Genomic DNA, 23,549 nt, shown 5'->3' on the forward strand with positions numbered 1-23,549 from the left:
GGGTGTCGTTGGCGAAACGGCCGCAGCTGACCGGGCGGGCGGCGATCCTCGCGGTCGTCGTGTGCGCGATCGCCATGAGCCTCGCCTACCCCGTGCGGGAGTACGTCGCCCAGCGGCGGCAGATCGCCCAGCTGGAGGAGCAGCAGGCCAGAGCCCTGCAGAAGCTCCAGACGCTGGAGGAGCGCCGCCGCCGCCTCGAGGACCCGGAGTACATCAAGCGCCTGGCGAAGGAGCGGCTCCACTACTGCGAGCCGGGCGCCAAGTGCTACGTCGTCCTCGACGAGGGCTCCGGCGCGACCACCGCGCGCGCCGGGGCCGAGCAGCCGGACAAGCCCGCCTGGTACGTCACGCTGTGGAAGTCGGTGGAGGCCGCCGACCAGGGCCGGGGCACCGTGCAGGCCGCCCGTTGACGGCCCCGGTCTCCCGGGCGGTGAGGATGTCGAGGGCGAGGAGTTCGACGGTGGTGGATCAGGCGGACCTGGCGGCCGCGCAGGCACAGCTCGGCCGGCCGCCGCGGGGCGTGCGCGCGGTCGCGCACCGCTGCCCCTGCGGCCTGCCCGACGTGCTGGAGACCGCGCCCCGGCTGCCCGACGGCTCGCCGTTCCCCACGTTGTTCTACCTGACCTGCCCGAAGGCGGCGTCGGCGATCGGGACGCTGGAGTCGTCCGGGCTGATGCGGCGGATGCAGGCCCGCCTGGCGGAGGAGCCGGAGCTGGCCGTGGCGTACCGCGCGGCCCACGCCGACTACGTCGCCCGGCGTGACCGCGCGGCCGACGAGGAGGGGCTGGAGCCGCTGCCCCGCGGCATGCAGACCGCGGGCGGCATGCCCGACCGCGTGAAGTGCCTGCACGCGCTGGTGGCCCACGAGCTCGCCGTGCCGGGCGCCAACCCCCTCGGCAGGGAGGCGCTCGACGCGCTGCCCGACTGGTGGGCCGACGGGCCGTGCGTGCCCGTCGGGGAGACGCCCGTCGACGCGCCCGTCGGCAAGTCCGGCGACGCGTCCGGGGAGGAGCCGGAGGGGAAGCGGGTGGAGGAGCGGTGACGAAGCGCGTCGCGGCCGTCGACTGCGGGACCAACTCGGTCCGCCTGCTCGTCGCGGACGTCTCCGGCGAGAGCCTGTCCGACGTCGAGCGGCGGATGGAGATCGTCCGCCTCGGCCAGGGCGTCGACCGGACCGGCCGGCTCGCCCCCGAGGCCCTGGAGCGCACGTTCACGGCGATGCGCGGCTACGCCAAGCTGATCGAGCAGCACGCCACGGAGGGACGGGTGCCCGTCCGCGTCGTCGCGACCTCCGCCACCAGGGACGCGGCCAACCGCGACGACTTCACGGCCGGCGTCCGTGAGATCTTCGGCGTCGACCCCGAGGTGGCGACCGGCGACGAGGAGGCGCGGCTGTCGTTCACCGGCGCCACCCGCGGCCTCGAGGGCGGGCCGGTCAGCGACGGCGCGCCCTACCTGGTCGTGGACATCGGCGGCGGCTCGACCGAGTTCGTCGTCGGCTCGCGGTCCGTCGAGGGGGCGCTGTCGGTCGACATCGGCTGTGTCCGGCTGACCGAGCGCCACCTGCGCGACGACCCGCCGGGGGAGCGCGCGGTGGAGGCGGCGACCGCCGACATCGAGGCGGCGATGGACCGGGTCGAGGAGACCGTGCCGGTCCGCCGCGCCCGGACGCTCGTGGGCCTGGCCGGCTCGGTCACCACGGTCGCCGGGATCGCGCTCGGCCTGCCGGCGTACGACCCGGCCCGCATCCACCACTCCCGGATCCCGGCCGGACGGGTTCACGAGGTGACGGAGCGGCTGTTGCGGATGACGCACGACGAGCGGGCGGCGATCCCCGTCATGCATCCCGGACGCGTCGACGTCATCGGCGCCGGCGCGCTCATCCTCGACCGCATCGTCCGCCGGTACGGCTTCTCCGACGTCGTGGTCAGCGAACACGACATCCTCGACGGCATCGCCTGGTCACTGGCCTGACCCCCGCGCCGTGTCGGGTGCGGGCCCGATCTTGCCGCTATTGCGCTATGCGTAGTACTGTGCGATGCCGTGGACAGCAGTCAGCTCCTCAAGGGCGTTCTCGACCTCGCCGTCCTCGCGGTGCTCGCCGATCGCGACAGCTACGGCTACGACGTCGTCCGGCGGCTGCGCGAGGCCGGGCTGGAGGACGTCGGAGACGCCTCCGTGTACGGCACGCTCCGGCGGCTCTTCAAGGCCGGGGCCCTCACCTCCTACGTGGTCGCCTCCGACGAGGGGCCGCACCGGAAGTACTACGGCCTGAACGACGTGGGGCGGGCGCAGCTGGCCTCGTCCGCGACGACGTGGGCCGCCTTCGCCGCCACCATGGACGACCTGCTCAAGGAGCTGAGCACGTGACGAACTCCCCGATGACCCCCCGCGAGTACGCCGGCGCCGTCCGGGAGGCGCTCGCCGACCTGCCCGACAGGGAGCGGGAGGAACTGCTGGAGGACCTCGACGACCACCTGTCCGAGGTCGCCGCCGAGCCGGGCCAGTCGCTGGAGGAGCGGCTCGGCTCGCCCGAGGCGTACGCCGCCGAACTGCGGGCCGCCTACGGGGGCAGGCCCGCAGGACACCCGCGCAGGCGGACCGCCCGCGCCCGCGCGAGGACGGCCGCCGCCCTGCGCGCGGCGCACGCGCGGCTGCTCGCGCTGCCGCCGTACCGGCAGGCGGTGGCGTTCGCGCCGGAGCTGCGGCCCGCCTGGTGGGTGCTGCGCGGCTACGCGCTCGCCCTCGCCGTGCTCGGCGTCATCGGCGAGGGCTCGCTGGTGCCGCGCGACCTCGCGGGCTGGGTGTTCACGCTCGTCCTCGTCTGGGCGTCGGTCTGGCTGGCGCGGCGGTCGCGACCGGCCGCGACCCGCTGGGGGAGGGCGGCGGCGGCCGCGGCCAACGTGGTCGCCGCGATCGTCGTGATCGGCGCGCTCGCCGACGTCCCCGGCCGGCCCAGCGAGGCCGACGTGGCGCTCGACGGGGGCGGGCCGCGGTACGCGGTGCGGGTGCAGGACGTCTCGGCCTTCGCGGGGGGAGAGGTGACCAACATCTTCCCCTACGCCGAGGACGGCACCCCGCTCCACGGCGTCCGCCTGTACGACCAGGACGGCAGGCCGATCACGGTCGACCCGGAGCTGTCCGGGCAGTCGCTGGTCGTCCCGTGCGGGGGCGAGCCGCCGCTGCGCAACGCGTTCCCGCTGGACCTGCGGCCGATGGAGATGCCGCCGGGTGACGACGGGCCCGGGGAAGCGGCCTGCGCGACCCCGAGCCCGTCGCCCTCGGTCTCCCCTTCCGCCTCCGCCTCTCCCTCCGCGTCCGGGTCCCCGTCGCCCTCCCCGGGCCGCTGAGCCTCAGCGCGGCCGTACGGGTCAGCGCAGCCGTACGGGAAGGGAGAACAGGCCGCGCATGATGGCGCTCGGCCACCATGGGAGCCCGGCGGCGTCCGACGCGAGCGCCAGGTCCGGGTAGCGCCGCAGCACGGTCCCGATGGCGACCTCGGCCTCGATCTTCGCCAGCGCGGCCCCGATGCAGTAGTGCGGGCCGCGTCCGAAGGCCAGGTGCGGCTCGCCGACGCGGCCCGGGGAGAACGCGTCGGGGTCGGAGAAGGCCGCCGGGTCGCGGTTGGCGGACAGCAGCGACACGAGGACGGGCTCCCCGGGCGCCATCTCCTGGCCGCCGATCACGACCGGCGCGGTGGGGAAGCGCCACGTCGCGTTGCGCACCGGGCCGTCGTACCGCAGCATCTCGTCGATCGCGTCGGGCAGCAGGGCCGGGTCGGCGCGCAGGGCCGCGGCCTGGCCCGGGTGCCGCAGCAGCGCGAGCAGGCCGTTGCCGATCAGTGCGACGGTCGTCTCGTGCCCGGCCGTGAGCAGGAGGAACGCGGTCGAGATCAGCTCGTCGCCGTCGATCTCACCCCCGTTGGACCGGCGGACGAGGTCGGTCAGCAGGTCGTCGCCCGGCCGTGTGCGCTTGAGCGCGACGAGGTCGGCGAGGAACCGCTCCAGGGCGTCCGTCGCCTCAGTGACCTTGTCGATGTCCGAGACGGCCGCCGAGTCGATGACCGAGGCGTGGCGGTGGAACTCCTCCCGGTCCTCCTCGGGGACTCCCAGGAGGTCGCAGATGATCGTGATGGGAAGCGGGTAGGCGAGGGCCGCGATCAGGTCGGCCTCCGGCCCCTCGAGCCGGTCGAGCAGCTCGTCGGTCACCTCCTGGGCCCGCGCCCGCAGCCCCCGCATCCGCCGTGGCGTGAAGGCCGCGCTCGCCAGCCTGCGGAGGCGGGCGTGCTCGGCCCCGTCGGCGTTCAGCATGTGGCTGGCCATCGTCGGGCGATGGTCGAGCGGCAGGCCGAGCCGGGCGGCACGCCACTCGGGGGATCCGGCGGCCGGGTCCTTCGACAGGGCGGGGTGCGTGAGCGCGGCGACGGCGTCCTCGTACCGGGTGACCAGCCAGGCCGAGCAGCCCGGCAGGGGCAGGCGGACGACGGGGGCGTTGCGCCGCAGCCAGTCGTACGCCGGGTAGGGGTCGGCGTCGAAGGAGGGACCGGACAACGGGGGGCAGGAGTCGGTGGACACGGGCCGTACGTACCCACCCCCGGGCCGCCGGAAAGATCTCCCTTCCGGACGGCCGGGGGGCCTGGACCGGGCGCAGGGTGCCCGTGCCCGGGATGCACGTCACGGCGCGGGCACGGCGACGGAGCTGGCACGATCGAGTCATGAGTTCCGTTCCTCCCGGCTCGGGCTGGCCCGAGGACCCGGCCGACCCCGGCACCCCGGTCGCCCACGACGCGCAGGAGGTCGCCAAGCTCGCGGCCGAAAGCCGTACGCCGGCCGAGCTCGCGGCACGGCAGTCGGTGTGCCGGGCCTGCCCGCGCCTGGTCGAGTGGCGGGAGGACGTGGCCGACGTCAAGCGCAGGGCCTTCGCCGCCGAGACCTACTGGGGCCGTCCGATCGCGGGCTGGGGCGACGAGAACCCGCGCACCCTCATCGTCGGGCTCGCCCCGGCCGCCCACGGCGGGAACCGCACCGGCCGGATCTTCACCGGCGACCGCAGCGGCGACTGGTTGTTCGCCTCCCTCCACCGGACCGGGCTCGCGGCCCAGGAGACGAGCGTCCACGCCGGGGACGGGCAGCGGCTCATCGGTGCCCGGATGATGGCCGCCGTCCGGTGCGCGCCGCCCGCCAACAAGCCCACGCCGGAGGAGCGGGACACCTGCTTCCCCTGGCTCGCCCGCGAACTCGCCCTGGTCGCCCACTCGGCCCGCGTCGTCGTGGCCCTGGGCGGCTTCGCCTGGCAGGCGGTGTGGCCGGCGCTGCGGGAGGCGGGCTACGTCCTGCCGCCCCGCCGGCCGCCCTTCGGCCACGGCGTCGAGGTTCCCCTCTCGTACGGCACGGCACGGGTCACCCTGCTCGGCTGCTACCACCCGAGCCAGCAGAACACGTTCACCGGGCGCGTCACGGCCGAGATGCTCGACGCCGTGTTCGCCAGGGCCGTCCAGCTCGCCGGTGAGGACGCGTCCTAGCGGGTCAGGGACGCCGCCGCACAGCCGGCGCGGGGAGCTTGTGAAAGCTTTCACGAGTGTGAAGTGCGTCACGAAGGAAAATCGAGCGAAGTTTCCGGCGCGAAGACCAGGCAAAACCGGCTAAAGGAGAAATTTCCACGAAGTTGCCCCCGAGGGCGATTGGCCCGGATGCCGTCTCGTGACGTAGGCTTGTGAATGCTTTCACAAGCGTCGAGTGAAGGGCATCGTAGTGAACCGCAAGTCGAAGCACATCGTCATCGTCGGCGGTGGATACGTGGGCCTGTACACCGGCCTGCGGCTCCAGCGCACGCTCCGGAGGGAGCTCCGTGACGGGAGCGTGCGGATCACGCTCATCGACCCGCAGTCGTACATGACCTACCAGCCGTTCCTCCCCGAGGCGGCCGCCGGCAACATCTCCCCGCGCCACGTCGTGGCTCCGCTGCGGCGGGTGCTGCCCAAGGTCCGCATCCTCAACGGCAGGGTCGCGAAGGTGCACCACGAGGCCAGGACCCTGACGTTCGAGCCGGCCGTCGGCCACTCCCGCGAGATCGAGTACGACGTCATCGTGATGGCGGCGGGATCGATCTCCCGGACGCTGCCGATCCCGGGCCTCGAGGACGCCGCCATCGGCTTCAAGACGGTCGGCGAGGCCATCGCGCTGCGCAACCGGGTCCTCGCCCTCCTCGACCGCGCCGAGTCGGCCGACGACGAGGAGATCCGCCGCAGGGCGCTCACCTTCGTCGTGGTCGGCGGCGGCTTCGCCGGCATCGAGGCGCTGGCCGAGCTCGAGGACATGACCGAGGACGCGATCAAGTACTACCCGAGCATCGAGAGCAAGGACCTGCGCTGGGTCCTCATCGAGGCCAGCAACCGCATCCTCCCCGAGGTCGGCCCCGAGATGGGCGAATGGACGGCCGAGCAGCTGCGCGAGCGGGGCATCGAGGTCAAGATGGAGACCTTCCTGCAGTCCTGCGAGGGCGGGCAGGTCGTGACCTCCGACGGCGACCGGTTCGAGGCGGCCACGATCGTCTGGACCGCCGGCGTCAAGCCGAGCCCGGTCGTGAACTCGACCGACCTGCCGCTCGACGAGCGTGGCCGGATCAAGACGACGACCCGGCTGACCGTCGCCGGGACCAAGGGCGCGTTCGCCGCCGGCGACATCGCCGGGGTGCCCGACGTGACCAACCCGGGCCAGTACTGCGCGCCCAACGCCCAGCACGCCGTACGGCAGGCCAAGGTGCTGGCCGACAACATCACCGCGTACCTGCGGGGCGAGAAGCTACAGGACTACCGGCACAAGTACGCCGGATCGGTCGCCGGGCTCGGCCTCTACCGCGGCGTCGCGAACGTCTACGGGGTCAAGCTCCGCGGGTTCCCGGCGTGGTTCATGCACAGGACGTATCATCTGTCGCGGGTGCCCACGGTCAACCGCAAGGTCCGGGTGGTGGCCGACTGGACGCTGTCGCTGTTCTTCAAGCGGGAGACGATCTCGCTGGGCGAGATCGAGAACCCGCGCGACGAGTTCCGGGCCGCCGCGGAGAGCGGTCGCAAGCGCTAGTCGTGACCGTGCGGCAGGCGTCCCGCCCTGGGGCGTCCGCCGTGCGGGCGCCCACAGCGCGATGCCGGCTCCCCTTCCGTCGGCGGTGCGGTCCTGTGCGACTGCGACGGAGGGGGACGACATTGGGGCTCTACGCGGTGACGGTGGTCGGCCGGGACCGCCCCGGCGTGGTGGCCGAGGTGACCAGGGCGCTGGCGGACCGCGGCGCCATCGGTGACTCGTCGATGATGCTGCTCAGCGGCTACCTGGCCATGACGCTCGTGATCTCCGCCGGGCTCGCCGCCGACCGTCTGGGGGAGGGGCTGGCGCGTCGCTTCCCCGGCCTCGCCATCGCCGTCGCCGACCTCGTGCGCGCCTCCTCCGCCCTGCCTCGGGCCCCGGAGGAGGCGCCGTCCTCCGCGGAGCGCCTGCCGTACGTCCTCACCCTGCACGGCCCCTCCCGCGGCGACGTCCTGCCCGTGGTGACCGGGCTCCTCTCCGAGGCCGGCTGCGCGATCACATCGATGACCAGCCGGACGAGCGGGGGCCTGCTGGCCGTCGTGGCCGACGTCGACCTGCCCGGCCACGCCGACGTCGCCTCGCTCATGCGCCGCACGGCGGACGCCCTCGACGACTGGCGGATCGCCTTCCGCCCCTCTGAGCCGGCGGTCCTGTGATGGCGGGCGACGGCCGTACCGGCCCGCTGGGGGTGGTCACCGCGCCGCACCCCGCGCTGGTGCGCTCCGCCACCCCCGTCGACCCCCTGGACGACGCGGTCACCGCGGTCGCCGCATGCCTGCTGGCCACCATGCGCGGGCTATCGGGATGCCACGGTCTCGCCGCGCCGCAGCTCGGACTGGGCTGGCGGCTCATGTGCCTGGACGTTTCCGGGAATCCTTCCAGCAGGTCGTGCGCCGGAGAAGTGGTCATCGCCAACCCCGAGGTCGTGGAGGCGGCCCGTTGGGAGGCGGCACGGGAGGGCTGCCTGTCGGTGCCCGGCCTGGTGGCGGAGGTACCCCGCGCGACCCGGGTCACGCTGCGAGGAGTACGGCCCGGTACGGGGGAGCCGCTCACCGTCCACGCCGACGCCTTCGAAGCCCGCTGCGTCCAGCATCTGATCGACCATCTCGACGGCCTTCTGTTCCTCGACCGCGTCGCCGGCGCCCGTGCCGTTCACCCTGCCAGAAAGGGGGGACAAGCCGCTTAAGACGTAACTTGCTTACACCTGAGTGATCCTTGACATATGATCGCGGCGCCCCCGTAGCCCAATGGCAGAGGCAAGCCCCTTAAAAGGGCTGTGATGCGGGTTCGAGTCCCGCCGGGGGCACTGACTCTGTTCTTGTCGAATCGGCCCGTGACCAGGCACTCCCATCGGGCTCACCTGGTGGCGTTCATGGGGTTATATCTTTATAACCCCTTGGGGGTTATAAAGGCCTCATGCCGAAAATCAACGTGTACCTGCCCGACGAGCTGGCCGAGGCCGTGAAGGACGCCGGTCTGCCCGTCTCCGCCATCTGCCAGCGGGCGTTGGAGCAGGCCGTACGCCGGGTCACGGCCATCAGGGAGACGGTGGTGGGGGGTATGGACGTCGACGTCTCGTCCGGGCGGCTCGCCCACTTCACCGCGCGGTCCCGGACGGCCCTTCGCCTGGCCGTCGAACACGCCCGGGCGCGGGACGCGGCGGCCGTCGGCACCGAGCACCTGCTGGCGGGGATCCTGGCCGAGGGCCAGAACCTGGCCCTGCAGGTTCTGCGGGCCATCGACATCGACCCCACCCAGCTGGAGCACGACCTGGGCGGCCCCGCGTCCTCCTCCGGGAGCGGGCAGCCGATCCAGTTCGACAGGCACGCCGCGAACGCGCTCGAGCTGGCGGTCACCGAGGCCCAGGCGTTCGGCCACAACTACATCGGCTGTGAGCACCTGCTGCTCGGCCTGGCCTCCGAGCCGGAGGGGGCGGCCGGGCACCTGCTGCGCTCCCGGGGCGCGGAGCCGAAACTGACCCGCCGGGCGGTCGCGGCCGCGCTCGCCGGCTACGTCCACATGAAGGCGCAGGGCCAGGCCCAGGCCCAGGATCCGGCCGCGCTGGTGGCGGCTGTCGTCCGCAAGGAGGTCCGGCCGCTCGTGGAGCGCATCGAACGGCTGGAGCACCAGCTGGGGGTGGCATCGGAGGCCGAAGGCGGGCCCACGCCGTGAGGCGCGTGCTGCTGCTGGCGACCGGCGACGTGATGGCGTACCCGAGCGGACCCGGCTGCACGGGCCTCGCGACGGGCGCCGACCTGCTGGCCGCGCTCCCGCGGAGGCCGGACGCGGACGTGGTCGTCGAGGACGTACCGGCCGAGCCGTCCTGGGACACCTCGCCCTCGACCATGCTCCGGCTGGCCCGCAGCGCCCGCTCGGCCCTCCTCGACGAGGGGTTCGACGGCGTCGTCGTCACGCACGGCCTGGACACCCTTGAGGAGACGGCGTTCCTGGCCGACCTGCTCGCCGGGCCAGCCGCCCACCTGGGCGGTCTCGTGTTCACGGGGGCCCTGCGCCCGCTCGACGGCCCGGGCGCCCTCGCCGACGCCCTCGCCGCGGCCGCGGACCCCGCCCTGCGCGGCGTGGGCGCCGTCGCCTGCCTGGACGGCGTCCTGCACGCGGCCCGCTGGGTGACGCTGGCCGACGCCGCCGGGGACGGGCCGGCGTTCTCCTCGGCGCCCTTCCCCGAGCTGGGCCGGGTGGCGGACGGCCGGGTGACGACGGCCGCCGCCCCGCCTCCGCGCCCGCCCGACCCACGGGGCGACCCGGAGTCCCAGGTCGCGCTGATCAAGACGTACCCGGAGATGGAGCCCGGGCTCCTGTCCGCCGTCGTCGACGCCGGGGCCCGCGGGATCGTCCTGGAGGGCACCGGCATGGGCAACGTCCCCGTCGGGCTGCTGTCCACGATCGCGGAGCTGACCGAGTGGGACATCCCGGTGGTCGTGGCGTCCCGGGCGCGGACCGGTCCTGCGGGGCTCGGCGACCTCCCGTACGGGCACGGCATGGCCGCGAAGGTCGGCGCGGTCGGGGCGCGCGGGCTGGCGCCGGTGAAGGCTCGGGGCGCCCTGATGGCGGCGCTGGGCGGCGGCGGACGCGAGGCGGTCCGCGACTACTTCGCCCGCCTTTGACCTCAGGCGGTCTTCAGCGGCTGCCTCATGGCCGGCGCCTCGTCCTGCGGCGGGCACCCCTCGAAGGGCAGCCGCAGGACGAACCGTGCGCCGCCGGACGGCGACTCTTCCACCTCGAGCGTCCCGCTGTGCGCGTCCGCGATGTCGCGAGCGATGGCCAGGCCGAGGCCGCTGCCGCCCTGGTCGCGGCTGCGGGCGGCGTCGAGACGCGTGAAGCGTTCGAAGATGCGCTCCCGGTCGGCCTCGGGCACGCCCGCGCCGTCGTCGCTGACGGACAGCTCCGCCATGGAGTCCGAGCGGCGGACGGCGACCTCGACCCCGCGCCGGCCGTGCCGCTGCGCGTTGTCCAGCAGGTTGGTCAGCAGCCTGGCCAGGTGGCCCCGGTAGGCGTTGACCGTGACGCCGTCCTCCAGGCGCAGCCGAACCGGAAGCCGGTCGCAGCGCCGGCGGGTCTCCTGCCTGACGAGGTCGCCGAGGTCGAGCGGCGTCCAGGATTCGGGCTGCAGCGCCCCCACGCGGGCGAGCAGCAGGAGGTCGCCGATGATCCCCTCCAGCCGGTCGACGTCGGACAGGGCGTGTTCGAGCAGGTCGCCGAGGTCGGTCTCCTGCGGGTGAAGCTGGGCCTCCTCCAGCTGGGCGCGCAGACCCGCCAGCGGGGTGCGCAGCTCGTGGGAGGCGTCCGCGGCGAACTGACGCTGCTGGCGCAGCGCGCGCTCGGTGACGCTCTTGGCCTTCTCGATGCGGCCGAGCGTGCCGTTCACCGTACGGGCGAGTTCGGCGACCTCGTCGTGGCCGGACGGCTCCGGCACGCGCTCGCTGAGGTCGTGCACGTTGATGGCGGCGAGCTGGGAGCGGATGCCCTCGACCGGGCGGAGCGTACGCCCGGCGATCTTCCAAGTCCCCCAGGCGGTCAGGACCAGCAGCACGGCGACCTCCGCGATGAAGAAGGAATCGAACACACCTACCGGGTTCAGGCCCGAGACGGGCCGCCCCGCGTACACGACGGGGGAGGACGGTGAGGGCGACAGGCGCACGGCGGCGAGGTGGAGGCACCCGAGTCCGGGAATCCGGCAGGTGCGGACCTCCTTGATCGGGTCCAGGGCGGTCGGCAGGGCGTCGCTCAGGACCGGCAGCCCCCGGGCGGCCGGCGAGGACGCCAGGACCTCCCTGTGGGCGCCGACGACCTGGACGAGGTCGACGCCCGCCACCCGCGGCCGGACGGCGTCGTGGAGCTGACCGGCCCGTACGGCGGCGCCCGTGAGGACCGCCTGCCTCCGGGCGTCCAGCCACAGGGTGCTGGAGAACGTCTGACGGGCGGTCAGCGCCCCGACCAGGCCGGTCGGCGCCAGGAGGATCGCCGCGAGGAGCGTCACGAGCACCGTGAGCCGTCCCTTGATCGACCGCGGTCCCAGCCGGGCCGGGGTCCTGCGTAGCCGCTCGATGAGCGGGCCTTTCACGTGACTCAAGGCCGTCCTCCTCGGGAGGCGGGCGATCGTCCAGGCACATGCGGAGAGTGAGTGACGGCCCTGTCGCTCCCGGGCGCGTGCCGCGCCGCCGATTGACCGCTGTGGATGCGACTGCGATGGCGAGTTCCCGTGACCCGCCTTCATGCTTTCCAGTGGTGCCGCGTGAGGCCACAGCGTCTGAGATGGACGCCTTCTGCCAGGTCACGGCACATGTTTGCGCGTACAGGCCTTACGCTAGCACTAACTGGAATTTCTCAAGTAAAAGAACCATCCCAGTTTGTGCCGCTTTCGGGGACGGTCGCGGGGGCCGCGGCCTGGGGGAACTCGGCACAGGGCCGGGTCGTTGGACGAGACGGCGAGGTGGCGGGCCCCACTTGTGGGAGCGCCGCTCCGCGGGCACCATCCCCACTGAGCCGTGCAAGGGCTGATCGCAAGGTCGCGTCGTGGAGGCAGCGATGGAGAGCAAGAACCCGATATTCAGCCGGCGTGGGCCGGCCGGTCAGCGGGCGTGGACGGGGCCGGAGCCGACGGTGCAGCAGTTGGACGCGATGTACGCCGCCCCGTCGTACGCGCCGCCGACGGCCCGGGCGATGACGATGGACGACGTCGTCGTGCGCGGTTTCCTCACCTTGGGCACGCTCGTGCTCTCGGCCGCCCTGGCGTGGTACTTCAACGTCGGCTGGGGGCTCGCCGCCCCGGCGATGCTGGTGGGCCTGGTCCTCGGGCTGATCGTCTCGTTCCGGCAGAGCACCAACCCGGCGCTCATCCTCGGATACTCGGTCTGCTACGGCGTGGCCATCGGCGTGCTGAGCCACATGTACGAGAACTTCTACAGCGGGATCGTCCTGCAGGCCGTCCTCGGCACGATGGTCGCCTTCGGCGGCACGCTGGCCGTCTACGCGCTCAAGATCTTCCGGCCCACGCCGAAGTTCGCCAAGTTCGTGGTCGCCGCCGGGTTCGCCGCCGTCGGCCTGATGCTGATCAACTGGATCGCGAGCATCTTCGTGAGCGGCGGCCTCGGCCTGCGGGCCGACAGCCCCGTCGGCTGGATCTTCAGCGCCGCCATGATCCTGCTCGGCTGCTTCTTCCTGCTCCTCGACTTCGACGAGATCGAGCGCGGGGTGCGGAGCGGCGTGCCCGAGCGGTACTCCTGGCTGATGGCCTTCGGCCTGACGCTCAGCCTCGTCTGGCTCTACCTGGAGATCCTTCGGTTCATCAGCTACTTCACGAACAACGATTGACCCGAGCCGGCCGGGGGAGCGCTCTTCGTCCTGAAGGGCGCTCTTTTCGGCGTATAGCAGGACAGGACCGCGCACGGCGTAATCTTCGATCAACATCTCGTAACGAATCGATGTCCGCCAGGGGCTTGTCAAGCGCCGACCGGTGATGCACTGTGACACAAAGCAGCCTTTTCCGTGGAGGTGCCCATGTCGTTGAACCACTCACCGGAGACCCAGAACAAGCTGATCGCCCGCGTCCCGTCCATAACCGGGCGCGACCTCCCCGAGTGGTTCGAAGCCATCGACAACGGCCCGTCGTTCCTGCGCTGTGATGAGCGGGCCAACTGGCTCGCCGACGAGCACGGGCTGAGCCACGGCTACGCCGCCGCCATCGTTCTCGAGCACGAGCGGCGCCGCCGCTGGTAGAACGACGGGACGGACGCCGTCCACACGTACGGCCGCGCCCGCACCGGATCGGTGCGGGCGCCTTCTTGTCTGCATGATGGTCACATGGATCTCGACAAGGCGCGTGCGTTCGTCAAGGACAACCACCGCGCGATCATGCTGACCTGGCACCCCGACGGGCGGCCGCAGACCTCTCCGGTGACCGTCGGCCTCGACGCCGAGGGCCACCTGGTGGTGAGCAGCCGCGAAACCGCCGTGAAGACCCGCAACCTCCGTGAGAACCCGCAGGTCGTCCTCACCGTGACGACCGACGCCTTCTTCGGCCCGTGGATCCAGGTCGAGGGGACCGCTCACATCGTCTCGCTCCCCGACGCCATGGAGCACCTGGTCCAGTACTACCGCGACATCAGCGGCGAGCACCCGGACTGGGACGACTACCGGGCCGCCATGGAGAGGGACAAGCGGGTGATCATCCGAATCGAGCCGACCCGGGCCGGCCCCGACCACCACGGCTGACGCGGAGACGACCGCGGGCGGCGAGGGTCCTCCCCGCCCGCGGCCGGCCTCGGGTCAGGACAGCCGCTCCAGGACCATCGCCATGCCCTGGCCGCCGCCCACGCACATGGTCTCCAGCCCGATCGACTTGTCGTGGAAGCGCAGGCCGTTGATCAGCGTGGAGGTGATCCGGGCGCCGGTCATGCCGAACGGGTGCCCGACCGCGATCGCCCCGCCGTTCACGTTGAGGCGGTCGAGGTCGATGCCGAGCTCCTGGTACGACGGGATCACCTGGGCGGCGAACGCCTCGTTGATCTCCACGAGGTCCACGTCGCCGATCGCCATGCCGGCCCGGGACAGCGCCTGGCGGGACGCCTCGACGGGCCCGAGGCCCATGATCTCCGGGGACAGGCCGGTCACGCCGGTCGAGACGATCCTGGCCAGCGGGGTGATCCCCAGCTCGGCCGCCTTGGTGTCGCTCATCACCACGACCGCGGCCGCGCCGTCGTTCAGCGGGCAGCAGTTGCCCGCCGTGACCGTGCCGTCGGGACGGAAGACCGGCTTGAGCTGCGACACGGCCTCGTACGTCGTCCCCGCGCGGGGGCCGTCGTCCTTCGCCACCACCGAGCCGTCGGGCAGCGTCACCGGGGTGATGTCGCTCTCCCAGAAGCCGTTCGCGACGGCCTTCTCCGCGAGGTTCTGCGACCGCACGCCGAACTCGTCCTGCTCGCGGCGCGACACGCCCCTGAGCCCGGCCACGTTCTCGGCCGTCTGGCCCATCGCGATGTAGACGTCGGGCAGCGCGCCGTCCTCGCGCGGGTCGTGCCAGGCCGCCGCCCCGCCCTCGGCCGCCCTGTCGGTGCGCGCCTTGGCGTCGAGGAACAGCGGGTTGGTCGTGTCGGGGAGGGAGTCGGAGTTGCCCTTCACGAACCGGGAGACCGCCTCCACACCGGCCGAGATGAACACGTCGCCCTCGCCCGCCTTGATCGCGTGGAAGGCCATCCGGGTGGTCTGGAGCGACGACGAGCAGTACCGCGTGACGGTCGTCCCCGGCACGCCGTCGAGCCCGAGCAGCACGGACACCACGCGGGCCATGTTGAAGCCCTGCTCGCCCCCGGGCAGGCCGCAGCCGAGCATCAGGTCGTCCACGTCGTTCGGGTCGAGTTGAGGGACCTTCGCCAGCGCGGCCCGGATCATCTGAACGGTCATGTCGTCCGGACGGATCCCGGTGAGCGACCCCTTGAACGCGCGGCCGATGGGCGACCGCGCGGTCGCCACGATGACTGCCTCGGGCATGTGCGTCTCCTGCCTGCTCGTGCCACCCCGCTCAGGGTTTCGGGCGGCCCTCCTCCCGGAGGTTACCCTTCGGTACGCCGCCCGCCACGCCTGGGGGCCGCCGGAACAGAACTTTGTACCACTGCACAGCTCTTCCCGCTCACCATCGGGGCGCTCGCGATCCGCCGTCTTCCTTCGTCGCTCGGGGTCGATCGTTCCTCGCTCCCCGCTCGCTTCTCCGTCCAGACGGCGGCGCGCCCCTCCGGATCGCTCGGGCGTTTCCCGCTCACCGTCGGGACGGCCGGGATCCGCCGTCTTCCTTAGTCCAGACGGCGGCGCGCCCCTCCGGATCGCCCGGGCGAGGAAGGTCAGCCGTACATGCCGGGGGTGGTGGCGGTGCCGTCGTTGAGGGCGTGCAGGGCGCCGCGCTCGTCGCGCCAGATGCGCCAGCCGTTCTGGCTGCCCGTGAACCACGAGGGAGGCGGCGTGGACGAGGTGACCCGCCTGCCCGTGGCCAGGTCGAACTCGCACAGGGCGGCGATCGAGTAGAAGCCGGGGGTCATGCCGCGCAGCGCCAGCGGCTTGGGGTCGGTGACGCAGAAGGACCATCCGCTGGCGCCCTTGACCGGGGTGGGCTCGCCGGTGCTCAGGTCGTAGACCGTGCCGGGGGCGTCGCGCTTGAGGAAGCCGAGCTTGTCCATCCCGGGCGGGAACGCCAGCCACCAGCCCGTGCCGGGCACCTGCGTCGGGGTGATCTGCCCGAGGACCCGCCCGGTCTCGGCGTCGAGCCGGGCGAAGCCGCCGTACTGGCCCTGCTCGTCGACGGGCCGTACGACGGGGGCGAAGGCCGGGTTGCCGCTGGGGTAGACGCGCACGACCGAGGGCCGCATCCAGTCCACCGCTCCATCGGACAGCCGGGCGGAGAACAGCCCGAACGTCGAGGTCTGCTTGGTCTGGGGGTTGGTGTAGGGGGCGACGTACCCGACGAGCTTGTCCCTGGTCGCCCCGAACGCCCAGCCGCCCGACATGTCGACGCCCTCGCCGAGCGCCTGCTCGATGGGGAGCTGCCAGACGACCTTGCCGGTCTTCACGTCGTGGGACTCCAGCACGGGGTGGGAGGCGAGCCGCAGCAGCACGACCCGCGCCGGGTCGGACCACTCGACCTCGGCGATGCCCTGCAGCCGCCACTGGACCTTGCCGTCCTTCGGCCCGAGGACGACGACCCGGGCGCTGGACAGGGCGGTGTTCTCCGACAGGCAGACGTACGGCCCGCAGCGCTGCGGGCCGAACGTCGAGTGGACGGGCCGGGTCCAGATCTGCCGGCCGGTGCGCGCGTCCCGCGCGACCAGCGTGACCTTGTCCTTGCCCTGCGGGGTGGGGTCGAGCGCGACCACCACGGCCTGGCCGCCGCCGGTCTCGACCGTGGCCGGCGCCTGCACGCCCATGCCGGGCAGCCGTCCCGCCATGGTCGCGGCATGGGTCCACAGGGTGCGCCCGGAGGCGAGGTCGAGGGCGACGGTCTCCAGCGTGCCGTCGGCCTTCATCGAAGTGGCGGCCGCGACGCCCGCTCCGACGGTGGCGCGGCTGACGGCGTTCACGTGCGTGTTCTGCCAGGACGGGACGTCCCGGGCGGCGTCGTCGCCGCCACCGGAGCAGCCTGCCAGCGCGCCGGCCGACAGGAAGGCGGTCGCGGCGAACGTCAGGGCGGGTTTCGCGTGAGGCCGGATCATTTCACTCCTACAGGGGGTGATGGCCCGGCCGCGTAAGGTGACCGACTCTAGGCGCTCGGAAGCGGCCCGGGTCTCCGGCGGAGCAGCGCCGCCCATCGTCCATGAGGGCCGACCGCCCGGCCGGCGACGCGGGTCGCGGTGACCTCGGTGCCGGGTTCCTCTACGGCCATGGCCGCCAAAAGGTATTGCGATCCTTCGACGCGCACGGGTTCGGGTTCTGGCCACAACCCCAACGCGGCGCATACAGACGGTAGCACTGCGTACGCGGCTTGTAGGTAACCTCGTGCAGATGGATGAAAACGATCGGGTCCGAACATCTCGGCCGGGTTGGCGTCGAACTCGGGGCCCAGGAGGTCGGCGAACGCCACCGTCCGGCCGCCGGCCTCGACCACCGCGACGGTCTGGGCGGCGGCGAGCTGGCGCGACCACCGCCGGGTGACCCACCGCAGCGGCTGGGCGATCGGGCGGACCGTGCCGAGGTCGGGGCAGGTGCCGACGACCACCTCGGCCCCGGTGTCGCGCAGCCGGCGGACCGCCTTCTGGAGGTGGTGGACGGCGCGGGCGGGCGGGGTGGCCGTGGTGACGTCGTTGGCGCCCACGAAGATCACCGCGATCTCCGGCCGCTCCTCCAGCACCCGCTCGACCTGGTCTCCCAGGTGAACGGACTCCGCGCCGGACCGGCCCACGACGGTCAGCCGTACGGGCCGCTCGGCGACCGCGGCCAGGCCGAGCGCGATGACGACGGCCGGGGTGTCCTGCGGGCGGGTCATGCCCAGGCCGACGGAGGTGGAGTCGCCGAGCACGACCATGCGGAGGGGCTCGCCGGGGTAGGCGCCGTAGACGCCGTCGGACGGGGGGCCGTCGAGTCCGTGGGGCTGGCCGACGATCCTGCGGGCCAGCATCGCCTCCGCCATCAGCAGGCCGTACGTCACCGCGCCGAGCGCGGTCAGCCCGCCGCCGCCCAGAGCGGCGGCGGTGGCGATGCGACGGGCGGCGCGCGCCGCGCCGGTCGTCCAGAACACCCACCCTCCTCGCGTCACGGTACGGTTTGAGAGAAGAAACTAGCCGAGTCCCGGCCACCCCCTCGGGACGGGGCTGTGAGCAGGCTGACAAGCTTCGGCAAACCAAGGTGGTCTTCGCGGTGCGCGTACACGACTCGCTGATCGAGCTGATGGGCAACACCCCGCTCGTGCGGCTGCGCAAGGTGGCGGCGGGCGCGCCCGCCCAGGTGCTGGCCAAGGTGGAGTACTTCAACCCCGGCGGATCGGTGAAGGACCGGATCGCGGTGCGGATGGTCGAGGCCGCGGAGCGGAGCGGGGCGCTCAAGCCCGGCGGGACGATCGTGGAGCCGACGTCCGGCAACACCGGCGTGGGGCTGGCGATCGTCGCCCAGGAGAAGGGCTACCGCTGCCTGTTCGTCTGCCCGGACAAGGTCGCCCAGGACAAGATCTCGGTCCTGCGGGCGTACGGCGCCGAGGTGGTGGTCTGCCCGACCGCCGTGTCCCCCGACCACCCGGACTCGTACTACTCGGTCTCCGACCGGCTGGCCCGGGAGACCCCGAACGCCTGGAAGCCCGACCAGTACTCCAACCCGGAGAACCCGAACAGCCACTACCACTCGACCGGCCCGGAGATCTGGGAGCAGACCGAGGGCCGGGTCACCCACTTCGTGGCCGGCATCGGCACCGGCGGCACGATCAGCGGCACGGGGCGGTACCTCAAGGAGATCTCCGGCAGCCGCGTCAAGATCATCGGCGCCGACCCCGAGGGGTCGGTCTACTCGGGCGGCACCGGCCGTCCGTACCTGGTCGAGGGCGTGGGCGAGGACATCTGGCCGGTCACGTACGACACGGAAATCTGCGACGAGATCATCGCGGTGTCCGACAAGGACTCGTTCGGCATGACCCGCCGGCTGGCTCGCGAGGAGGCGCTGCTGGTCGGCGGCTCGTGCGGCCTGGCCGTCGTCGCGGCCGTCAGGGTGGCCCAGGCCGCCGGGCCGGACGACGTCGTGGTGGTGCTGCTGCCCGACGGCGGCCGCGGCTACCTGTCGAAGATCTTCAACGACGAGTGGATGGCCGACTACGGCTTCCTGACCACCTCAAGCGAGGAGGGCCTGGTCGGGGACGTGCTGCGGCGCAAGACGTCCGGGCTGCCGGAGTTCGTCCACGTGCACCCGCACGAGTCGGTCGGCACCGCCATCTCCATCATGCGGGAGTACAACGTCTCGCAGCTTCCCGTGATGAAGGAGGAGCCGCCGGTCATGGCGGCCGAGGTCGTCGGCTCGATCGTCGAGCGCGACCTGCTGGAGGGCCTTTACCACGGCCGGGTCCGCTCCGACGACCAGATCGGCGGCCACATGTCCGCCCTCCTGCCCATGATCGGGTCGGGCGAGCCGGTGGCCCGCGCCGTCGAGGCGCTGGAGAAGGCCGACGCCGCCGTGGTCCTCGACGACGGCAAGCCGGTCGGCATGGTCACCCGCCAGGACCTCCTCGCGTTCCTGGCGAACCATTAGGGCAATCAGGGCTCTTTGGACATGTCCTGAAAAATCAGGTGATCTTGGGTCGGACGATCTACAACAAATAGGACGCTAGGGGTGCTCGGGCCGCCAGGAGCAGGGGGGACGGGCGACTACGCTCGACCCCATGAACCATGGCTTCGAGACCCTGGCCGTGCACGCCGGCCAGGAGGCAGATCCGCATACGGGCGCGGTCGTGCCCCCCATCTACGCCGTGTCCACGTACAAGCAGGACGGCGTGGGCGGGTTGCGCGCGGGATATGAGTACAGCCGGTCCGCCAACCCCACCAGGACCGCGCTCGAGGAGGCCGTCGCGGCCGTCGAGGGCGGCGCGCGGGGCCTGGCGTTCGCGTCGGGGCTGGCCGCCGAGGACACCCTGCTGCGCGCGGTGTGCCGGCCCGGCGACCACGTGCTGATCCCGGACGACGCGTACGGCGGCACCTACCGGCTGTTCTCCCGCGTCCTGGAGCCGTGGGGCGTGTCGTTCGACCCGGTGCCGCTGGGCGACCTGTCCGCCGTGCGGGCCGCGGTGCGGTCCGGCAGCACCCGGGTGATCTGGGTCGAGACGCCCACCAACCCCCTGCTCAACGTCGCCGACATCGCGGGGCTCGCCCAGATCGCCCACGACGCCGGGGCCCTGCTGGTCGTGGACAACACCTTCGCCTCGCCGTACCTGCAGCAGCCGCTCGCGCTCGGCGCCGACGTGGTGGTCCACTCGACCACCAAGTACGTCGGCGGCCACTCGGACGTAATCGGGGGCGCCCTGGTGGCCCGCTCCGCCGACCTGGGGGAGCGTCTCGCCTACCACCAGAACGCGATCGGGGCCGTCGCCGGGCCGTTCGACGCCTGGCTCACGCTGCGCGGGCTGAAGACGCTGGGCGTCCGCATGGAGCGGCACTGCGACAACGCCGAGCGGGTCGTCGACCTGCTGCTGTCGCACAAGCGGGTGACGCAGGTGCTCTACCCCGGGCTTCCCGACCACCCCGGCCACGAGGTGGCGGCCAAGCAGATGCGGCGCTTCGGCGGCATGGTGTCCTTCCGGGTCGCCGGCGGCGAGGAGGCCGCGGTCGAGGTCTGCAACCGCACCCGGCTCTTCACGCTGGGCGAGTCGCTGGGCGGCGTCGAGTCGCTGATCGAGCACCCGGGCCGCATGACGCACGCCTCGGCCGCCGGGTCCCCGCTGGAGGTCCCCGCCGACCTCGTGCGGCTGTCGGTCGGCATCGAGACGATCGACGACCTGCTGACCGACCTGTCCGAGGCCCTGGGCTGACACCTCGCCGGCCGGCGTACCCGGTCAGCGGCAGGGGCCGGCGACCGGGGTCCCCGCCGCGGCCGCCGGCTCGGGCACGGCCCGCCGGCCGGCCGGCGCCAGCCACCGCTCGCTGAGCAGCACGATGAGCGCCGCGGCGGTCAGCATCGCTCCCGTCGCGGTCAGGTCCCGGGCTCCGGCGCCGTCGAGGACGGCGCCGCCGAGGAGCGAGCCGGTCGCGATGCCGACGTTGAACCCCGAACTGATCCCGGCCGAGGCGAGGTCGGTGCTGCCCGGCGCCACGTGCAGCGTGCGGTTCTGCAGCGAGGTCACCATGGCGCTGAAGCCGATCGACATGACGCACAGCCCCACGACCGCGGCCGGCTTCACCCCGCCCAGGGCGTACAGCGCGGCCAGCGCGCAGGTCACCATGCCCAGCGGGACGAGCAGCGTCCCCCGGGGGTGCCGGTCGAGGAAGGGCCCGACGGCCAGGGTGCCGATCACGCCGGAGATCCCCCCGGCGAGCAGCAGCGGGCTCAGCGCCGCCGGGGCGAACCCGCCGACCTCCAGCAGGAACGGCGTGATGTACGTGTAGGCGGTCAGGAAACCGGTCACCGCGATCAGGGTGGCGACGAGGAGGATCGCGTACCGGCGGCCGTCGGGCTCGGTGCCCCGGCCGGCCTCGTGGCTCCTCACGCGGTCCGCCGGCAGCAGCAGGGCGACGGTGAGGCAGACGGCGAGCCCCACGGCGGCCATGACGGCGAACGAGGTCCGCCAGCCGGCCTGCTGGCCCAGCCACGTGCCGGCGGGGACGCCGACGACGGGCGCGAGCGAGTTGCCGATCGCCAGCCGGGCCACCACCCGTCCCCGCAGGGCCGGGGGGAACAGGTCGGTCGCCGTGGTCGCCACGACCGACCAGAAGAGGGCCTGGGTCAGCGCGATCAGCAGCCGCCCGCCGAGCAGGACGGGGTAGCTCGGCGCGACGGCGCTGAGCAGCGCTCCCGCGGAGAAGACCGCGAGCGTCACGGTGAGCAGCCTGCGGCGCGGCACCCGCCGGGTCAGCCGGGTGAGCGGGAGCGACGCCAGCACCACCACCACGGCGTACCCGGTGACCAGCAGGCCCGTCTCGGACGGCGACCTGTCCAGGTCGGCCGCCATCACCGTGAGCAGCCCGACGGGCAGGAGCTCGGCCGTGACGTACGCGAAGGCCGCCGTGGCGAGGGTGACCAGGGCCCACGTCGCCCGGCGATCCGATCCGAGGCGGTCCATTACAACTCCTTTGCTACCAGTAAAAGTCTCTTAGGTGGTAGCATGGCAAACATGGATGAGACGCACAACTCCGATTTGCGGATCGTCGGCGGTCATCTCGTGCTCGACCTGGTGAACACGGTGGCCCCGCGGACGCCGGACGGGTCCGGCCACCACGAGTACCTGCCCGGGCCGGAGGAGCTGCTGGCCTGGGCGCGGCGGGTGGACGTGCTCGACGAGCGGGAGGCGGGGGAGGTGGCCGCCGCCTGGCGGGCCGCGCCTGACTCGGCCGCTCAGGCGTGGCGGGCCGCCCTGGAGATCCGGGAGGCCGTCTACGCCGTCCTGTCGGCCCGCCTGCCGGCCGCGGCGGACAGCACGCCGTCCGAGGGGGCCGGGACGCCGACTGGAGGGGATGGAACGCTGTCGGCGGCGGGGGACGCGCCGTCCGAGGGAGCCGGGACGTCGCCGGTGGCGGGGCGGGCGCCGGACCCGGGGCCGGCGCTGGAGCGTCTCGCCCTGCGGTGGGCCACGGCCGCCGCGCGGTCGGCGCTCGTCCTGGACGGCCGTCCCGGCCGGGCGGCCCGCCTGGTCGTCGGCACCGCGCCCGCGCTGCTGGTCCCGGACCGTCTCGCGAGCGCGGCCGTGGAGTTCCTGTCCACCGTGGACCTGGATCGCCTCAAGGTATGCCCCGTGGCCGAGGGGGGCTGCGGCTGGCTGTTCCTCGACATCACGCGTAACGGCTCCCGCCGCTGGTGCGCGATGGCGGACTGCGGCGCGCAGGCCAAGTCCCGCCGTCTCACCGAACGGCGCCGGGCGCGGCGTGCTACCGGCGTAACGGCGAACACCGGTAGCTGACCATCTACGAGTTGAAGAAGACCATCAGGAAGAGGATCACCAGCCAGATGAGGGCCGTGATGCCGGCGAGCGCGGCGATCCGGCCCGTCTGCACCTTGGCGTCGTCCTCCCGCGACTCGCTCGACAGGGCGAGGATGGCCGAGCGCTGGTCCCGATCGATGATGACCAGCATGACCGCCGCCACGATGAACAGCGTCATCGAGGCCGACAGGTACGGCTGGGCCAGCGCGCTGCGGCCCAGCAGCAGCCCGAACAGGAACACCCCGAGCGTGAGCAGCCCGAACAGCCGGGTCGAGCGGTTCAGGTAGCGCAGGACGCTGACCTCACCCGCCCGGATGTATCGGGGCGTGACGCTCGTGACCGCGGTCAGCGGCCCGATCGCGAAGATCGCGAAGCCTATGTGCAGCCACAGCAGCAGCTTGTCGGGAAACGACATGCGCCTGAGGCTATCGCCTGAGTGATCGGAACGGCAGCTCCACTCCGTACAGGGCGGGTCACGGACGTGCGTCCCGCCGCGGGAGATCGGCCCGACGGAGACGGCCCGGGGCGCCGTACGCCGCGACGCCGGTCCGTCGTCGCCTCATCGCCTTTCGTGCTCGTTCACCCCGGACTGGCGGCAGACGGGGCACCGGTACTGGGGATTGGTCACGTACCGGCAGGCCGTGTGGTCCACGGACAGTCCGAGCACGCGTCTGGTGGTCCTGCTGAAAGGCCCGGGCGGCTCCCCCGTCACCGACTTCCTGCTCTCCTCATAATGGATGCCGAATACCAGGACGCCGAGAACTCCGATGGCGGCACCTGAGATCACGAACGCAGCGATGAAAACCGCATCGGACATGGCCGGACTCCGTGTGGACGCTCGGGAGCGACTCTCCCGAGGGAAATCT

25 protein-coding genes and 1 tRNA gene are annotated in these 23,549 nt (G+C 72.7%); 18 read left to right on the forward strand and 8 right to left on the reverse strand.

Annotation, left to right across the window (positions count from 1 at the left end):
• Positions 1 to 2: 2 nt before the first annotated feature.
• The 5 genes from Mco01_RS16960 (at position 3) to Mco01_RS16980 (ending at position 3,350) form a co-directional block, all read left to right on the forward strand.
• Positions 3 to 410, forward strand: coding sequence for an FtsB family cell division protein (locus Mco01_RS16960; RefSeq protein WP_239103672.1), 408 nt, complete (start codon positions 3 to 5; stop codon positions 408 to 410).
• Positions 411 to 436: 26 nt separating this feature from the next.
• Positions 437 to 1,042 carry a DUF501 domain-containing protein gene (locus tag Mco01_RS16965; protein ID WP_204057860.1) on the forward strand — a complete coding sequence of 202 codons (606 nt, stop codon included), beginning with the start codon at positions 437 to 439 and terminating at the stop codon, positions 1,040 to 1,042.
• Entirely contained in the window at positions 1,039 to 1,974 is a 936-nt protein-coding gene (locus tag Mco01_RS16970; protein ID WP_204057861.1) for a Ppx/GppA phosphatase family protein, read from the forward strand. The genes Mco01_RS16965 and Mco01_RS16970 overlap by 4 nt, the downstream gene beginning before the upstream one ends.
• 69 nt (positions 1,975 to 2,043) lie before the next feature.
• Entirely contained in the window at positions 2,044 to 2,370 is a 327-nt protein-coding gene (locus Mco01_RS16975; protein WP_036332462.1) for a PadR family transcriptional regulator, read from the forward strand.
• Positions 2,367 to 3,350, forward strand: a complete 984-nt coding sequence (locus Mco01_RS16980; RefSeq protein WP_204057862.1) for an HAAS signaling domain-containing protein — start codon at positions 2,367 to 2,369, stop codon at positions 3,348 to 3,350. Before Mco01_RS16975 ends, Mco01_RS16980 begins: the two co-directional genes overlap by 4 nt.
• A 21-nt stretch (positions 3,351 to 3,371) precedes the next feature.
• On the opposite strand, the gene Mco01_RS16985 is transcribed toward Mco01_RS16980, so the two are convergent.
• Complete coding sequence (locus Mco01_RS16985; protein WP_204057863.1) at positions 3,372 to 4,574, reverse strand: cytochrome P450 family protein; 1,203 nt, start codon at positions 4,572 to 4,574, stop codon at positions 3,372 to 3,374.
• Between the two features lie 140 nt (positions 4,575 to 4,714).
• Between Mco01_RS16985 and Mco01_RS16990 the strand changes: the two genes are divergently transcribed.
• From Mco01_RS16990 to Mco01_RS17020, 7 genes are all read left to right on the forward strand, one after another.
• Positions 4,715 to 5,521 carry a uracil-DNA glycosylase gene (locus Mco01_RS16990; RefSeq protein ID WP_204057864.1) on the forward strand — a complete coding sequence of 269 codons (807 nt, stop codon included), beginning with the start codon at positions 4,715 to 4,717 and terminating at the stop codon, positions 5,519 to 5,521.
• 223 nt (positions 5,522 to 5,744) lie between these two features.
• The gene (locus tag Mco01_RS16995) at positions 5,745 to 7,079 is read left to right on the forward strand and encodes an NAD(P)/FAD-dependent oxidoreductase (protein WP_239103714.1); all 1,335 of its coding nucleotides are present in this window, start codon (positions 5,745 to 5,747) and stop codon (positions 7,077 to 7,079) included.
• A gap of 95 nt (positions 7,080 to 7,174) precedes the next feature.
• Entirely contained in the window at positions 7,175 to 7,735 is a 561-nt protein-coding gene (locus Mco01_RS17000) for an ACT domain-containing protein (protein WP_204057865.1), read from the forward strand.
• Positions 7,735 to 8,265 carry a peptide deformylase gene (locus Mco01_RS17005; RefSeq protein WP_204057866.1) on the forward strand — a complete coding sequence of 177 codons (531 nt, stop codon included), beginning with the start codon at positions 7,735 to 7,737 and terminating at the stop codon, positions 8,263 to 8,265. The genes Mco01_RS17000 and Mco01_RS17005 overlap by 1 nt, the downstream gene beginning before the upstream one ends.
• Before the next feature lie 47 nt (positions 8,266 to 8,312).
• A tRNA-Leu gene (locus Mco01_RS17010) sits at positions 8,313 to 8,385 on the forward strand.
• 110 nt (positions 8,386 to 8,495) lie between these two features.
• Positions 8,496 to 9,251, forward strand: a complete 756-nt coding sequence (locus Mco01_RS17015) for a Clp protease N-terminal domain-containing protein (protein ID WP_204057867.1) — start codon at positions 8,496 to 8,498, stop codon at positions 9,249 to 9,251.
• Positions 9,248 to 10,204, forward strand: a complete 957-nt coding sequence (locus Mco01_RS17020) for an asparaginase domain-containing protein (RefSeq protein WP_239103673.1) — start codon at positions 9,248 to 9,250, stop codon at positions 10,202 to 10,204. Before Mco01_RS17015 ends, Mco01_RS17020 begins: the two co-directional genes overlap by 4 nt.
• Before the next feature lie 2 nt (positions 10,205 to 10,206).
• On the opposite strand, the gene Mco01_RS17025 is transcribed toward Mco01_RS17020, so the two are convergent.
• Positions 10,207 to 11,661, reverse strand: coding sequence for a sensor histidine kinase (locus Mco01_RS17025; RefSeq protein ID WP_239103715.1), 1,455 nt, complete (start codon positions 11,659 to 11,661; stop codon positions 10,207 to 10,209).
• Positions 11,662 to 12,125: 464 nt separating this feature from the next.
• On the opposite strand from Mco01_RS17025, the gene Mco01_RS17030 reads away from it, so the two are divergent.
• The 3 genes from Mco01_RS17030 to Mco01_RS17040 all read left to right on the forward strand — a co-directional run bounded on the left by Mco01_RS17030 (position 12,126) and on the right by Mco01_RS17040 (position 13,811).
• The gene (locus Mco01_RS17030) at positions 12,126 to 12,911 is read left to right on the forward strand and encodes a Bax inhibitor-1/YccA family protein (RefSeq protein ID WP_204057869.1); all 786 of its coding nucleotides are present in this window, start codon (positions 12,126 to 12,128) and stop codon (positions 12,909 to 12,911) included.
• A gap of 186 nt (positions 12,912 to 13,097) precedes the next feature.
• A complete protein-coding gene (locus Mco01_RS17035) occupies positions 13,098 to 13,316 on the forward strand; it encodes a DUF4287 domain-containing protein (protein ID WP_036332443.1) in 219 nt (72 codons plus the stop codon).
• Positions 13,317 to 13,400: 84 nt separating this feature from the next.
• Positions 13,401 to 13,811 (forward strand): PPOX class F420-dependent oxidoreductase, encoded by a 411-nt coding sequence (locus tag Mco01_RS17040; RefSeq protein WP_204057870.1) that lies wholly within the window; start codon positions 13,401 to 13,403, stop codon positions 13,809 to 13,811.
• A gap of 54 nt (positions 13,812 to 13,865) precedes the next feature.
• Here Mco01_RS17040 and Mco01_RS17045 read toward each other — a convergent pair whose 3' ends face one another.
• From Mco01_RS17045 to Mco01_RS17055, 3 genes are all read right to left on the reverse strand, one after another.
• A complete protein-coding gene (locus Mco01_RS17045; protein WP_204057871.1) occupies positions 13,866 to 15,086 on the reverse strand; it encodes an acetyl-CoA C-acetyltransferase in 1,221 nt (406 codons plus the stop codon).
• 347 nt (positions 15,087 to 15,433) lie between these two features.
• Positions 15,434 to 16,795, reverse strand: a complete 1,362-nt coding sequence (locus Mco01_RS17050) for an outer membrane protein assembly factor BamB family protein (RefSeq protein ID WP_204057872.1) — start codon at positions 16,793 to 16,795, stop codon at positions 15,434 to 15,436.
• Positions 16,796 to 16,842: 47 nt separating this feature from the next.
• A complete protein-coding gene (locus Mco01_RS17055) occupies positions 16,843 to 17,817 on the reverse strand; it encodes an SGNH/GDSL hydrolase family protein (protein ID WP_239103674.1) in 975 nt (324 codons plus the stop codon).
• A gap of 119 nt (positions 17,818 to 17,936) precedes the next feature.
• Between Mco01_RS17055 and Mco01_RS17060 the strand changes: the two genes are divergently transcribed.
• Entirely contained in the window at positions 17,937 to 19,307 is a 1,371-nt protein-coding gene (locus Mco01_RS17060; RefSeq protein WP_204057873.1) for a cystathionine beta-synthase, read from the forward strand.
• A gap of 130 nt (positions 19,308 to 19,437) precedes the next feature.
• Positions 19,438 to 20,580 carry a cystathionine gamma-synthase gene (locus Mco01_RS17065; RefSeq protein ID WP_204057874.1) on the forward strand — a complete coding sequence of 381 codons (1,143 nt, stop codon included), beginning with the start codon at positions 19,438 to 19,440 and terminating at the stop codon, positions 20,578 to 20,580.
• A gap of 24 nt (positions 20,581 to 20,604) precedes the next feature.
• Here Mco01_RS17065 and Mco01_RS17070 read toward each other — a convergent pair whose 3' ends face one another.
• Complete coding sequence (locus Mco01_RS17070) at positions 20,605 to 21,828, reverse strand: MFS transporter (RefSeq protein ID WP_204057875.1); 1,224 nt, start codon at positions 21,826 to 21,828, stop codon at positions 20,605 to 20,607.
• A gap of 51 nt (positions 21,829 to 21,879) precedes the next feature.
• On the opposite strand from Mco01_RS17070, the gene Mco01_RS17075 reads away from it, so the two are divergent.
• A complete protein-coding gene (locus tag Mco01_RS17075) occupies positions 21,880 to 22,662 on the forward strand; it encodes a CGNR zinc finger domain-containing protein (RefSeq protein WP_204057876.1) in 783 nt (260 codons plus the stop codon).
• Between the two features lie 4 nt (positions 22,663 to 22,666).
• On the opposite strand, the gene Mco01_RS17080 is transcribed toward Mco01_RS17075, so the two are convergent.
• Both Mco01_RS17080 and Mco01_RS17085 read right to left on the reverse strand, forming a co-directional pair.
• A complete protein-coding gene (locus Mco01_RS17080; RefSeq protein ID WP_204057877.1) occupies positions 22,667 to 23,098 on the reverse strand; it encodes a hypothetical protein in 432 nt (143 codons plus the stop codon).
• Between the two features lie 144 nt (positions 23,099 to 23,242).
• Entirely contained in the window at positions 23,243 to 23,500 is a 258-nt protein-coding gene (locus tag Mco01_RS17085; protein WP_204057878.1) for a hypothetical protein, read from the reverse strand.
• Positions 23,501 to 23,549 lie beyond the last annotated feature (49 nt).

It is taken from the genome of Microbispora corallina (assembly GCF_016863035.1).
Taxonomy (GTDB): domain Bacteria; phylum Actinomycetota; class Actinomycetes; order Streptosporangiales; family Streptosporangiaceae; genus Microbispora; species Microbispora corallina.